The sequence below is a fragment of the Streptomyces sp. NPDC034103 genome (assembly GCF_055575395.1).
In genome coordinates, this window is record NZ_JBVISS010000015.1 from 195529 (window position 1) to 209031 (window position 13503).

Annotated in this window: 12 protein-coding genes; 9 read left to right on the plus strand and 3 right to left on the minus strand. The window is 70.0% G+C overall.

Annotation, left to right across the window (positions count from 1 at the left end; all coding sequences use genetic code 11):
* Positions 1 to 33: 33 nt before the first annotated feature.
* Positions 34 to 219, minus strand: coding sequence for a hypothetical protein (locus tag ACZ56U_RS31610; protein WP_391232537.1), 186 nt, complete (start codon positions 217 to 219; stop codon positions 34 to 36).
* A gap of 604 nt (positions 220 to 823) precedes the next feature.
* Here ACZ56U_RS31610 and ACZ56U_RS31615 point away from each other — a divergent pair.
* The 9 genes from ACZ56U_RS31615 to ACZ56U_RS31655 all read left to right on the plus strand — a co-directional run bounded on the left by ACZ56U_RS31615 (position 824) and on the right by ACZ56U_RS31655 (position 12168).
* Positions 824 to 4594 carry a sensor histidine kinase gene (locus ACZ56U_RS31615; RefSeq protein ID WP_469087358.1) on the plus strand — a complete coding sequence of 1257 codons (3771 nt, stop codon included), beginning with the start codon at positions 824 to 826 and terminating at the stop codon, positions 4592 to 4594.
* A 9-nt stretch (positions 4595 to 4603) separates the two neighbouring features.
* Entirely contained in the window at positions 4604 to 5017 is a 414-nt protein-coding gene (locus tag ACZ56U_RS31620) for a roadblock/LC7 domain-containing protein (protein ID WP_003973453.1), read from the plus strand.
* Between the two features lie 109 nt (positions 5018 to 5126).
* On the plus strand, positions 5127 to 5522 hold the full coding sequence (locus ACZ56U_RS31625; protein WP_030611532.1) for a DUF742 domain-containing protein: 396 nt from the start codon (positions 5127 to 5129) through the stop codon (positions 5520 to 5522).
* Entirely contained in the window at positions 5503 to 6078 is a 576-nt protein-coding gene (locus ACZ56U_RS31630) for a GTP-binding protein (protein WP_015657619.1), read from the plus strand. Before ACZ56U_RS31625 ends, ACZ56U_RS31630 begins: the two co-directional genes overlap by 20 nt.
* 379 nt (positions 6079 to 6457) lie before the next feature.
* A complete protein-coding gene (locus ACZ56U_RS31635) occupies positions 6458 to 9754 on the plus strand; it encodes a sensor histidine kinase (RefSeq protein ID WP_469087359.1) in 3297 nt (1098 codons plus the stop codon).
* A 10-nt stretch (positions 9755 to 9764) separates the two neighbouring features.
* Complete coding sequence (locus ACZ56U_RS31640; RefSeq protein ID WP_005479603.1) at positions 9765 to 10178, plus strand: roadblock/LC7 domain-containing protein; 414 nt, start codon at positions 9765 to 9767, stop codon at positions 10176 to 10178.
* Positions 10179 to 10276: 98 nt separating this feature from the next.
* The gene (locus ACZ56U_RS31645) at positions 10277 to 10855 is read left to right on the plus strand and encodes a DUF742 domain-containing protein (protein WP_391232542.1); all 579 of its coding nucleotides are present in this window, start codon (positions 10277 to 10279) and stop codon (positions 10853 to 10855) included.
* Positions 10836 to 11417, plus strand: a complete 582-nt coding sequence (locus ACZ56U_RS31650) for a GTP-binding protein (RefSeq protein WP_026248371.1) — start codon at positions 10836 to 10838, stop codon at positions 11415 to 11417. The genes ACZ56U_RS31645 and ACZ56U_RS31650 overlap by 20 nt, the downstream gene beginning before the upstream one ends.
* A gap of 82 nt (positions 11418 to 11499) precedes the next feature.
* Positions 11500 to 12168 (plus strand): DUF6193 family natural product biosynthesis protein, encoded by a 669-nt coding sequence (locus ACZ56U_RS31655; RefSeq protein WP_469087360.1) that lies wholly within the window; start codon positions 11500 to 11502, stop codon positions 12166 to 12168.
* A gap of 59 nt (positions 12169 to 12227) precedes the next feature.
* Here the strand turns inward: ACZ56U_RS31655 and ACZ56U_RS31660 are convergent, their stop codons facing one another.
* Together ACZ56U_RS31660 and ACZ56U_RS31665 are read right to left on the minus strand one after the other, a co-directional pair.
* Entirely contained in the window at positions 12228 to 12416 is a 189-nt protein-coding gene (locus ACZ56U_RS31660; RefSeq protein WP_469087361.1) for an acyl-CoA carboxylase subunit epsilon, read from the minus strand.
* Between the two features lie 46 nt (positions 12417 to 12462).
* The coding region (locus ACZ56U_RS31665) for an acyl-CoA carboxylase subunit beta (protein WP_469087362.1) at positions 12463 to 13503 on the minus strand (1041 nt) is incomplete at its 5' end.

A 13503-nucleotide genomic window follows, 5' to 3' on the forward strand; every position in this document is an offset into this window, starting at 1 on the left:
CGGCGGGCGCCCGGACGGTCGTACGGCTGTGATCTACTCGGCGGCGGCGGTGACCGGGACGTCCATCAGGACCGTGCGGCGCGGGTTGGCCGTCTGGGCCGGGAGGTCGACGGCGTGCTCCGGGAGCTCCGGGGTCCGCAGGTCGTCGGCGTCCTCGAGGTGCGCCAGCGTCGTGCGCCGCGGATTGGCAATGTTGCGGAACATCATCGTCGTCTTCACGGTTGTACGGAACCTTGTCGTCGTCGGGCGCCGGGCGGGTCCCCAAGGGGCCGTCGGGGGGCGCGGGTTGTCAAAGTGTTACGTCTTGTAAAGCGTCAGGCTAAACATGCGATTCCCCTTCGAAGGCGCGAAGACCCCATGATCCCCGTGTGAGTTTGCTCACCAGTCAGGGCGCAAACCGGTCAATTCAGGCCCGCAACTCACCCCAACGAAACGGACATTGACCCCCTGAAGCCACCATTCCGCTCCTGATCATGGCGACTGGGACACCCGCACCATGACAGGGTTCCGCCCGGGTAAGTCCGGTTTGGGGTAGATCACTTTCTACGTCTGGTAACCCGCCCCTCACGTGCTGTCACGGAAGTCACAGCCTGGCCTACGGCCCTTGTTGGAGATCCGGCACTGTGCTGGAATCTCACGGACCGCCGCAGGAACGAGCCGGCGCACAGGGGGCGCTTCGCGCGCCGAGTGGCGGCGAGAAGGGGGAACCAGCGCCGGTCACTCACGACCATCGGGGGGCGTAATTCAGGACGCCCCCTAGTACGCCGACACCGTGCTCCTCCGTTCACGCGGAGGGGCGCCTGGTCCAGAGGTTGCGACGCTAGTGCAGGGACGTTTCAAGAGGGATGGCAGCGCTTCGGCGGAGCCGGAGCCGCACGGCGGGACTGGCCCCATGAAAGGCAGCTCCGCGCCCCAGCACGCCCAGAACCCGGGCCCGTCCGGCGACGGAGGCGACCGCTCCGGGCGTCCCGGCACGGCGTCCTCCGCTTCCGCGAACCCCGCCGCCCCGACGGGCAAGCCGAAGAACCCGACCGGTCCCGGCTCGCGCATGGCCCTGCGCAACTGGCGTATCTCCACACGTCTGGTCTCGCTGCTCGCGCTGCCCGTGGTCGCGGCCACCTCGCTGGGCGCCCTGCGCATCAGCGACAACATGGACGACATCCAGCAGCTCGAGAACATGAAGCTGCTGACGGACATGACCAAGCAGGCGACGGCGCTGGCCGACGCGCTCCAGGCGGAGCGTGACCAGTCGGCCGGACCGCTGGCGCACGGCTCCAGCGCGACCGACTACACGATCAAGGGGCTGCGGGACAAGACCGACCGCGCCAGGGAAGACTTCGTCGACGCCTCCGAGGAGATCGACGACAGCAACGACGGCAGCCTCCAGGGCATCCGCGAGAACCTGGTGCTGCTCGTCCACAACCTGAGCGACATCGAGCAGGTCCGTAACTCCGCGTACGAGTCCCAGGGCAACTCCACCCAGACGGTGGAGGCGTACCACCGCCTCATCACGCAGCTGCTCGGTCTGTCGCAGGACATGGCGCAGGCGACCAGCAACCCCGAGATGATCCAGCGCACGCGTGCCCTGGCGGCCTTCTCCGCCGCCAAGGAGTACGCCTCCGTGCAGCGCGCGGTCCTCGCCGCGGCCCTGCCCCCGAACAAGAACGAGTTCGGCGACCTCTCCGAGAACGACCGCCTCTACGGCCAGTCGGCGTTCGAGAACGAGGAAGCCGACATCAAGAGCTTCGTCGCGATCTACGGCAAGAGCAGCGGCGCCGCCGAACTGCTCGACCCGATCAGCGACAACAACGCGACCATCGAGTCCGCCGAGACCTACGCCAGCCGCGCCCTGCGGTCCGAGGACGGTCTGGAGAACCTGGACAAGCGGTCGTACAAGGACTGGCTGGACGACAGCTCCACCAAGATCGACCAGATGGGCAAGATCGAGCACACGCTGCTCGAGGAGATGGAGCAGAAGGCCCGCGAGCTGCGCAACGAGTCGGAGCAGGAAGCGATCATCTCCGGTGCGCTGATCCTGCTCGTGCTCGGCATCTCGCTGGTCGGCGCCTTCGTCGTGGCCCGCTCCATGATCCGCTCGCTGCGCCGGCTGGAGGAGACCGCCACCAAGGTCGCCACGGACCGGCTGCCCGAGCTGGTCAAGCAGCTGTCCGAGTCCGACCCGCAGGACGTCGACACGTCCGTGGAGTCGGTCGGTGTGCACTCCCGGGACGAGATCGGCAAGGTCGCCGCGGCCTTCGACGACGTGCACCGCGAGGCGGTCCGCCTCGCCGCCGAGCAGGCCCTGCTGCGGGGCAACGTCAACGCGATGTTCACCAACCTCTCGCGCCGCTCCCAGGGCCTCATCCAGCGCCAGCTGTCGCTGATCTCCGAGCTCGAGTCCCGTGAGGCCGACCCGGACCAGCTGTCCTCGCTGTTCAAGCTGGACCACCTCGCGACCCGTATGCGCCGGAACGGCGAGAACCTCCTCGTCCTCGCCGGTGAGGAGCCCGGCCGCCGCTGGACCCGCCCGGTCCCGCTGGTCGACGTGCTCCGCGCCGCCGCCTCCGAGGTGGAGCAGTACGAGCGCATCGAGCTGTCCTCGGTCCCGACCACCGAGGTCGCCGGCCGCGTCGTCAACGACCTCGTGCACCTGCTCGCCGAGCTGCTGGAGAACGCGACCTCGTTCTCCTCCCCGCAGACCAAGGTCAAGGTCACCGGTCACGCGCTGCCCGACGGCCGCGTGCTGATCGAGATCCACGACACCGGCATCGGCCTCTCCCCCGAGGACCTCGCCGCGATCAACGAGCGGCTCGCCTCGCCGCCCACCGTGGACGTCTCCGTCTCCCGCCGCATGGGCCTGTTCGTGGTCGGCCGGCTGTCGCAGCGCCACGGCATCCGCATCCAGCTCCGCCCGTCCGACTCCGGTGGTACGACCGCGCTGGTCATGCTGCCCGTCGATGTCGCCCAGGGCGGCAAGAAGCCGCAGCCCAAGCCCGGTCAGGGTGCCGGTGGCGCCCCGTCCGTCGCGCAGGCGGCCGCCGGTGTGGCCGCGGCCCGCCGGGGTGGCGGTCAGCAGGGTGGCGGCCCGCTCGGCGCGGGTGCGCCCGCCGGTGGCGGTGTCCTCGGCGCGGGCGCGCAGTCCGGTGGCCGGCTCGGTACCGGTCAGGGACCGCGGGCGGCGCTGCCGGGCACGGGCAACGGCGGTCGTCCGGGTGCGCCGGGTGGCGCGCGCGGTCCGCAGTCCCCGTCGGCCCCCGCTCAGGGCCGGCCCTCGCCCGCCGGTGCGGGCGCCGGGTTCGGCGGTCAGGCGCCGGGCGCCCCGCAGGGCCTCCAGGCCGCGGGCACGTCCGCGCCGCAGAACGCCTTCGGCGGCGGGCGCGGTCCGGTGCCGCCGCAGCAGTCCCCCGCCGCCGGCAACTCCGGCAACGCGGGCAACGAACAGCAGCAGGGCCGTCGCCGTGGACGTCAGCTCCCGGGCCGTGGTGGTCCGCGGGCCGAGCTGCCCGGCGGCAACGCCCAGCAGCCCCGGACGCCGAGCTGGAGCGACGAGAACGCCCAGCCGCAGGTCTCCCGGGCCTCGCTGGACACCCCGCGCGGCCATGACGAGCAGGACGCCTCGCAGACGTCCCGGATGCCGCGGATCGACGACCGGCAGGGTCCGGGCGCCACCACGGAGATGCCCGCGATCGGCCGGTTCGACGGCCACCAGGGTCCCGGCTCCACCTCCGAGTTCGCCCGCCCCGACTTCGATGCGCCGCAGAACGCGCCGCAGAACGCGCCGCAGAACACCGGTCAGTTCGCCCGCTCCGAGTTCGACGCCCCGCAGAACGGCACGGACTCGTACGTCCGCCCGGACGTGTACGGCTCCCCGGCACACAGCGGCCCCGCCGCGACGGGCCAGTTCGCCGCTCCACAGGGCTACGACAACGGCTCCACGGGCCAGTTCCCGATGCCGGGCCAGGACGGCGGCTCCAGCACCGGCCAGCACGCGCTGCCCGGTCACCACAACCCCCAGCAGACCGGTCAGTTCGAGCGGCCGCAGCAGAACGTCGGGCACGGTCCCGCCGACTTCGGCGCCCCGCGTCCCCCGGTCCCGCAGCGTCCGCAGCGCCCCGTCCGCCAGGAGCCCGAGGCACTGCCGCCGGCGCCCCCCGGCGGCGGCGACGGGCGGACGCCGCTGTACGACACCCTGGAGACCAACTGGTTCCACGGTCAGCAGGACCAGCAGCAGGACAGCGCTCCGGCCGAGACGCCGCAGCAGCAGACCCCTGCGGCCCCTGCCCAGCGTCCGGCGGCCAGCGCCGGGTGGCGCAGCTCGCCGAACGACGACCTCGTCCGGCAGGCGGAGCGCGTACGGCAGCCGGCTGCCGGCGGTGTCACCACCTCCGGTCTGCCGCGCCGGGTGCCCCGGGCGAACCTCGTCCCGGGCACGGCTCAGCAGCAACAGCACCAAAGCGGTCCGGCGGTCTCGCGTGCGCCTGATGACGTACGCGGCCGACTGACCAATCTCCGTCGGGGTATCGCGCAAGGTCGTCAGGCCGGCACCGGTCAGACGGGCAGCTTCCCGAGCCCCACTCACCAGCAGGAGCACTAGTTGAGCCCGATGAGCCAGGCGGCACAGAACCTGAACTGGTTGATCACCAACTTCGTGGACAACACCCCCGGGGTGTCCCACACCGTCGTCGTGTCCGCCGACGGCCTTCTGCTGGCGATGTCCGAGGGTTTCCCGCGTGACCGTGCCGACCAGCTGGCGGCCGTCGCGTCGGGACTCACCTCGCTGACGGCCGGGGCCTCCCGGATCTTCGAGGGCGGCAACGTGGCACAGACGGTCGTCGAGATGGAGCGGGGATTCCTGTTCCTGATGTCCGTCTCGGACGGCTCTTCACTGGCCGTCCTCGCCCACCCCGAGTGCGACATCGGCCTCGTCGGCTACGAGATGGCACTGCTCGTCGACCGCGCGGGAGCGGTGCTCACGCCCGATCTCCGCGCCGAACTACAGGGCAGTCTGCTTCACTGACCGGCCCGGATCCACCCGTCTCACCACATCACCGTCCGGCCGCCACAATCCCCCCACAGGCCATGTCAGACGGCTTGCTGACCGACTTGCTGTCCCGCCCGGAGGATTCATGACCCCGCCCACCGCCTCTCATGATCCGTACGCGGAGCCGTACGAGGATGAGGGCGACCAGCCGCTGGTACGTCCGTACGCGATGACCGGCGGCCGGACCCGGCCGCGCTACCAGCTCGCCATCGAGGCCCTGATCAGCACGACGGCCGACCCGGCAGCGCTCATGGGGCTGCTCCCGGAGCACCAGCGCATCTGCCACCTGTGCCGTGAGGTCAAGTCGGTGGCGGAGGTGTCGGCACTGCTGGCCATGCCGCTCGGCGTGGCCCGCATCCTCGTCGCGGACCTCGCCGAGGCCGGACTTGTCGCCATTCACCAGCCGGGCGGCGACGAGAGCACCGGCGCTCCGGACGTGACACTGCTCGAAAGGGTGCTCAGTGGACTTCGCAAGCTCTGACGGAGGCCGGGCGACCACCTCCGCGAAGATCGTGGTGGCCGGCGGCTTCGGCGTCGGCAAGACCACGTTCGTGGGCGCCGTCTCCGAGATCAACCCGCTGCGCACCGAGGCCGTGATGACCTCGGCGAGCGCGGGGATCGACGACCTCACGCACACCGGGGACAAGACCACCACCACGGTGGCCATGGACTTCGGCCGCATCACGCTCGACCAGGACCTGATCCTGTACCTCTTCGGTACGCCGGGCCAGGACCGCTTCTGGTTCATGTGGGACGACCTGGTCCGCGGCGCGATCGGCGCGGTCGTGCTGGTGGACACCCGGCGTCTCGCCGACTGCTTCCCCGCGGTCGACTACTTCGAGAACAGCGGCCTGCCCTTCGTCGTGGCCCTCAACGGCTTCGACGGACACCAGCCGTACGCCCCGGAGGAGGTGCGCGAGGCGCTCCAGATCGGACCGGACACCCCGATCATCACCACGGACGCCCGGCACCGCTCGGATGCGAAGAGTGCGCTGATCACGCTGGTGGAGCACGCTTTGATGGCACGCCTGCGCTAGCACCCAAATCGTCCCTTGTATACGGCACTTGTCGTAGAGGTCCCGGAGCCGGCTGTGTCCTTTGACACGGTCGGCCCCGGTGTTCATAACGTTTCGGCAGAGGAATCGGGTGGTATGGCCACGCGTCGTTGTCAAGTGGTGCCGCTGCGCGCACGAAGGCCCCGTCTTTTGACGGGGCTCGCTCTTTATGACCGTTTTATCTAGGACTTACAACCGTGGGCCCCACCGGTCTCCCATGTTTGGAGGTCCGTAGGCCCCCATGCTGGAATGCCTGAACTGCCCAATAGTCAAAGACGTACTCACTAGTCGATGGCGATATGGGCTCTGAGAGACTGCGGCACAACGTTGGTGCCGACCCCGCCGAGAGGTTGTTGGTCGAGTGAGGCGAAGCAAGAACGGTCCCGAGCCGTCGGCGCGGGGCAACTTCACCCCGCCGCCGCGCGGAGCGGCGTCCGCCCCTGTGCCCGGTTCGGAACCGACGGCCGCTCCCGCCCCGAGCGGCGGCCGTCTCTCCCCGCGCAACTGGCGTGTACCGACCCGGCTGAACGCGATCCTGCTCATACCCGTGCTGGTCGGCCTCGTCATGGGCGGCTTCCAGGTGAAGAGCTCGATCGACACCTGGCAGGAGGCCGAGGACGCGGAGAAGACCGCTCGCCTGGTCCAGGCCGCCCTGACCTACGGCGACGCCCTCTACACCGAGCGCGACACCACCGCCGCCCCGCTGTTGCAGGGCCTGGGTGCGGACGACAAGACGGTCGTCGCCGCCCGCAAGGCCACGGACACCGCCGCCGACGCCTTCGACCAGGCCGCGCAGAACATGCCGCAGAAGGCGGGCCTCAAGCGCCGCCTGGAGCTGTTCCGCGAGGAGGAGCCCAAGCTCCAGTCCCTGCGCACGGCCGCGTACACCAAGCGGCTCACGGGGGTGAAGACCGAAGAGGGTTACGTCGAGGTCGCGCACCCCCTGATGGAGTTCGCCAACGAGCTCGGTCTCGGCACCGGAAACATCACCAGCTACGGCCGTACCGTCTACGCCATCGCGCTGACCAAGGCCTCCCTGTCGCTCGAGCGCGCCATCGGCATGCACCTGCTGATCAAGCCGGGCCCCGAGGACTCCGACCTGGCCGCCCAGCGCACCGCGCTCACCTCGTACGCCTACCTCGAGGGCATCGCCATCGAGGAGTACATCGGCGGTGGCACCGAGGCCGACGCGCAGAAGCTGACCACGCTGCAGAAGCAGGCGGCGGCGGACGGCGCGGCGATGGCCCAGCAGGCCAAGCAGAAGAACCCGGACTACGTGGCCCCGCCGGAGAACCCGGTCACGATGGTCAAGTACATCGGTTCGCTGACCTCCACGGACAAGTCCGAGCGTGACGCGCTCGCCACGAAGGGTGTCACCGCCGAGAACTGGTGGGCGGTCAACACCCTCAAGTACAACGCCTACCGCACCATCGAGTCCGACATGGCCGACAAGGCGGTGGCCGAGGCCGCGAGCATCGCCGACGACGCCAAGCGGGACGCCTTCATCACCGGCGCCGCGGTCGTGGTCGCCCTGCTCGCCGCGTTCATCCTGGCCGGCATGGTCGCCCGCCAGATGTCCCGCGCGATGCGCCAGCTGCGCAACGCCGCCTTCGGCATCGCCGAGCAGCGCCTGCCGATGCTGGTCGACCAGCTCTCCCGTACCGACCCCGGCCGGGTCGACACCCGGGTGGCGCCGATCCCGATCAACTCGACCGACGAGATCGGCGAGGTCGCCCGGGCCTTCGACCAGGTCCACCGCGAGGCCGTCCGGCTCGCCGCCGAGCAGGCCCTGCTGCGGGGCAACATCAACGCGATCTTCACCAACCTCTCCCGCCGCAACCAGTCCCTGATCGAGGGCCAGCTGACCCTGATCACCGAACTGGAGAACAACGAGGCCGACCCGGACCAGCTGGAGAACCTCTTCCGCCTGGACCACCTCGCGACCCGTATGCGCCGCAACGGTGAGAACCTCCTGGTCCTCGCCGGCGAGGAGCCCGGCCGCCGCTGGGACCAGCCGGTCCCGCTGGTCGACGTGCTGCGCGCCGCCTCCTCCGAGGTGGAGCAGTACGAGCGCATCGAGCTGTCCGGTGTCCCGGAGGCCGAGATCCACGGCCGCGCCGTGACCGACCTCGTGCACCTGCTCGCCGAGCTGCTGGAGAACGCCACCACGTTCTCCTCCCCGCAGACCAAGGTCCGCGTCACCGCGACCCGTCTGCCCGACGGCCGCGTGATGATCGAGATCCACGACAAGGGCATCGGTCTGACCGCCGAGGACTTCGCGGACATCAACCACAAGCTGGCCAACCCGCCGACCGTGGACGCCGCGATCTCGCAGCGCATGGGCCTGTTCGTGGTCGGCCGGCTGTCCGACCGGCACGGCATCCGCGTCCAGCTGCGCCCCTCGGGCGAGCAGGCCGGCACGACCTCGCTGGTCATGCTGCCCGACGCGATCACCCACGGTGGCGGTGGCGAGCAGCAGCCGGCCGCCGACGAGTTCACGGTCTCGCAGATCATCCCGGAGCAGAGCTTCGGCGGCGAGGACTTCGGCAACGGCGGCCTGCCCATGCGCACGGCCGCGGAGCTGGGCTTCGACGACAGCCGCTACACCGAGGTCCCGGACGACATCCGTGAGCTGGACCCGGTGGGCCGCTCCCTCATGCGTGAGGAGCGCCGCGCGGCCCTGGAGGCCCAGGCCCAGAGCGAGCAGTCCCTGGAGGGCTCCGCGGGCCAGTCGTACGGCGACGGGTTCGACACCCGGCCGACCGGCTACGACAACGGCCACGGCGGTTACCCGCAGCCCGGCGCCTACGAGGAGCAGCAGCAGTCGGCCTACGCCGAGCCGCAGCACGCCCCGTACGAGGAGCAGCAGCAGCCGTCGTACGACGAGCAGTACTACGCGCCGAACGGCGGGCTGCCGCAGAACGACGCCTACTCCGCAGGCGGGGGCTACCCCGAGTCGGCCGCCACCGGCTATGCGGAGTCGGCCCAGGAGGAGCAGACGGGTGCGCACGCCTCCGTCCCGGACTCCATTCCGGCCTTCGAGGAGCGCCGCTACCAGGACGACTGGCCGCAGCAGGACGGGTACCAGAACGGGTACCAGGAGCAGTACGCTCCCGAAGCGGAATCCGCGCAGGCCGCTGACGTCAGTGAGCGCGACCGCGTAGGCTTCGACCGTCCGGGTCCGGCCCCGTCGGCCGTCCACGACCTGACCGAGGCAGGGCTTCCCCGCCGCGGATCCACCGGGGGCGGAGCGAACGGCGCGTCTCGTGCGAACGGCACGGGCAGCACGACCGACATGTTCGGCTCGCGGCCCGTGAACCAGGAGCAGGCGTCCTCCGCACCGGAGAGCAACGGCACCGGCAACGGCGACTGGCGCTCGGCCAACGACGAGCGCTGGCAGCAGGCATCGGCGCTTCGCAAGCCCAAGGCGGGCGGGGTCACCTCCTCCGGTCTGCCGAGGCGGGTGCCCAAGGCCAACCTGGTCGAGGGCGCCGCCGAGAACACCCCCCAGGGCGGCCCACAGGTCTCCCGCGCTCCCGAGGACGTCCGGGGCAGGTTGAGCAACCTGCGCCGCGGTGTCGAGCGGGGCCGCAGCGCAAGCAGTGAAACGAACGGTCAGGGCTTCGGTTCTGACAGCACCTACAACCAGGAGCGTTAGTGTGAGCCCGATGAGCCAGGCGGCACAGAACCTGAACTGGTTGATCACCAACTTCGTGGACAACACCCCCGGGGTGTCCCACACGGTGGTGGTCTCCGCCGACGGACTCCTTCTGGCGATGTCCGAGGGTTTTCCGCGTGACCGCGCCGACCAGCTTGCGGCCGTCGCCTCCGGTCTGACCTCACTGACCGCAGGTGCCTCGCGCATCTTCGAGGGCGGCAGCGTGAACCAGACGGTTGTGGAGATGGAGCGGGGATTCCTCTTCATCATGTCCGTCTCCGACGGATCCTCGCTCGCAGTTCTCGCACATCCGGAGGCGGACATCGGTCTCATCGGGTACGAGATGGCACTCCTGGTGGACCGTGCCGGTACGGTCCTGACGCCCGATCTGCGCGCGGAGCTCCAAGGGAGCCTGCTCAACTAATAGACAGACGGTGCGTTTTGGCGTCCCGGGGCCGTAAGGTTTCGGGACGGCGGCTCCACAGTGATGCGGTGCCCGGCGCAGTCGGAGGAGGAGAGAAAGTGGCAACACCCCCAGGCGGTTCATCGTCCGGTAATTGGTCGTACGGCCCTGGCCAGGGTCAGAACGATGGTTCCCAGAACCCGAACCGTTACAACTTCCCCTCCGCGCCCAGCCACCGGCAGCCGTACGCGCCCCAGGGCCCCGGCCCCTCGCCGTACGACCAGCCGTCGGCACCGCGCATCCAGCCGGTGCAGCCGCAGCGACGTGCCCCTGAGTCGGCGCCCGCAGGGTCGTCGCACAACCCCTTGGTGCGCCCGTACGCCATGACCGGCGGCCGGACGCGCCCCCGCTACCAGCTCGCCATCGAGGCACTGGTGCACACCACCGCGCAGCCGCATCAGATGCAGGGCCAGTTGCCCGAGCATCAGCGGATCTGCAACCTCTGCCGTGAGATCAAGTCGGTAGCCGAGGTCTCGGCCCTGCTGACCATCCCTCTCGGTGTGGCCAGGATCCTCGTCGCCGACTTGGCGGAGGCAGGCCTGGTCGCCATTCATCAGCCCGGCGGCGACGAGAGCGCCGGCGGCCAGCCAGACGTGACACTGCTCGAAAGGGTGCTCAGTGGACTTCGCAAGCTCTAGCGGCGGTCCTTCCCGCTCCACCACCTCGGCGAAGATCGTGGTGGCGGGTGGCTTCGGCGTGGGCAAGACCACGTTCGTCGGGGCCGTTTCGGAGATCAACCCGCTGCGCACAGAGGCCGTCATGACGTCTGCTTCGGCGGGCATCGACGACCTCACCCACACCGGAGACAAGACCACGACGACCGTGGCGATGGACTTCGGCCGTATCACCCTGGACCAGGACCTGATCCTGTACCTCTTCGGTACGCCCGGTCAGGACCGTTTCTGGTTCATGTGGGACGACCTGGTGCGCGGTGCGATCGGCGCGATCGTCCTCGTTGACACGAGGCGCCTCGCCGACTGCTTCCCGGCGGTCGACTACTTCGAGAACTCGGGGCTTCCTTTTGTAATCGCCCTGAACGGGTTCGACGGGAACCAGCCGTACAACCCGGACGAGGTCCGCGAGGCCCTCCAGATCGGCCCGGACACCCCGATCATCACGACCGACGCGCGCCACCGCGCGGACGCGAAGTCGGCGCTGATCACGCTGGTGGAGCACGCGCTCATGGCGCGCCTGCGGTAACGTTCGAACGCTTGAACGAGGGGCGCCCTCTCCCGCTCGGAGAGGGCGCCCTTTCGAGTCTTCACGAGCAGGGGGTCGGGGCATGGCGGCGGGAGACCGAGAGACCGACGTGGCGGATCTGGTGCGGGACATCGAGCGCATCACGCGGGCCCGCGGTGTCGACCTGGGTGAGGTGCGGACCGTGCACGGGACGGACGCCGGTGTCGAGGTGGACAGCGAGCGCGGCGCGGTGGCCGTGTACCTACGGCCGGAGCGGAGCTTCCACGTACGGATCGCGCCGCACCGTGTCCTCACCTGGTCGGAGGGCTGGACCGACGACCTCGTCGCGGCCGTGGGCGTGGCCGACCTGTGGCGCCGGGGAGCCCGTCTCCGGGAGGTGCACGGGCGGTTCCCGTTCATGAGCTGGAGCGAACTGGCCCAGGCGTTCGAGGACGGTGTCCCCGCGGCCGGCAAGTGGCGCGAACTGCTGAACAGCGACTGGCACCTGAACGACCGCCCGATCCTCCGGGCCGGCCACGCGCACCCTGAGCTGCGGGCGTTCTACCCGGACATGAGCCACGGAAGTCTGATGCTGTGCCGCAGACCGTTCGATCTGGAGTCCGGCCTGGCGAAGATCATGCCCCTGTCCGGGGACCGCTACCGGGTGTCCATGCAGCCGGCCGGGTTCCGGCGTGAGGTGACCTCGCTCGGCGAGGCACTGGACCTCGCGGCGTCCTGGTTCCGGGAGACGGAAACCCCGCCCTCCGGTTGAGGAGAGCGGGGCCGTCGGGCCTTGAGAAGGCTCAGGAGGGCCTGGCGGGCCCTGGAAGGTCAGTGCCAGCTGTGCGGGGCTCGGAAGCCGCCCTCGCGCTCCAGGCGGCGCCAGCCGGCCTTGGGGTGGGGGCGGTGGTCCGGGGCAGCGGGCTGGGCGGCGGCGCGGGCGAGGAGGACGGCCGTGATGGCGGCGACCTCCTCGGGCCCGGCGTGGCCCTTCTCGACGCGGATGTCAGGGGTGTTCATAGGTCTCAGTCTCCGTGAGAGAGGTTTCCGCAGCGGTACCGGTGGGTTACTGCGGGGGGTTGCCGTGCTTGCGGGAGGGCAGGTCGGCGTGCTTGGACTGGAGCATCGCCAGGGACCGGATCAGCACCTCGCGGGTCTCCGCCGGGTCGATCACGTCGTCCACCAGGCCGCGCTCCGCCGCGTAGTACGGGTGCATGAGCTCGGACTTGTACTCCTTGACCATGCGGGCCCGCATGACCTCGGGGTCCTCGGCGTCGGCGATCTGACGTCGGAAGATGACGTTGGCGGCGCCTTCCGCGCCCATCACGGCGATCTCGTTCGTCGGCCACGCGTAGGTGAGGTCCGCCCCGATGGACTGGCTGTCCATGACGATGTACGCACCTCCGTAGGCCTTGCGCAGGATCAGCGAGATCCGGGGCACGGTCGCGTTGCAGTAGGCGTACAGCAGCTTGGCGCCGTGGCGGATGATTCCACCGTGCTCCTGGTCGACGCCGGGGAGGAAGCCGGGCACGTCCAAAAGGGTGAGGATCGGGATGTTGAAGGCATCACACATCTGGACGAAGCGGGCCGCCTTCTCCGAGGCCTCGATGTCCAGGACGCCCGCCAGGGACTGCGGCTGGTTGGCCACGATGCCGACGACCTGGCCGTCGAGACGGGCCAGGGCGCAGATGATGTTCCGCGCCCAGCGCTCGTGGACCTCCAGGTACTCGCCGTCGTCGACGATCTCCTCGATCACCTTGGCCATGTCGTACGGCCGGTTGCCGTCCGCGGGAACCAGGTCGAGCAGGACGTCGCCCCGGCGGTCCGCGGCGTCCGTGGCCTCCACGCGCGGGGGGTTCTCGCGGTTGTTCTGCGGGAGCAGCGACAGGAGGTAGCGCACCTCCGCGATGCACGTCTCCTCGTCGTCGTACGCGAAGTGGGCCACCCCCGAGGTCTCGGCATGCACGTCCGCGCCGCCCAGGCCGTTCTGGGTGATCTCCTCGCCGGTGACCGCCTTGACCACGTCCGGGCCGGTGATGAACATCTGGGAGGTCTCGCGGACCATGAAGACGAAGTCGGTCAGGGCGGGGCTGTAGGCCGCGCCGCC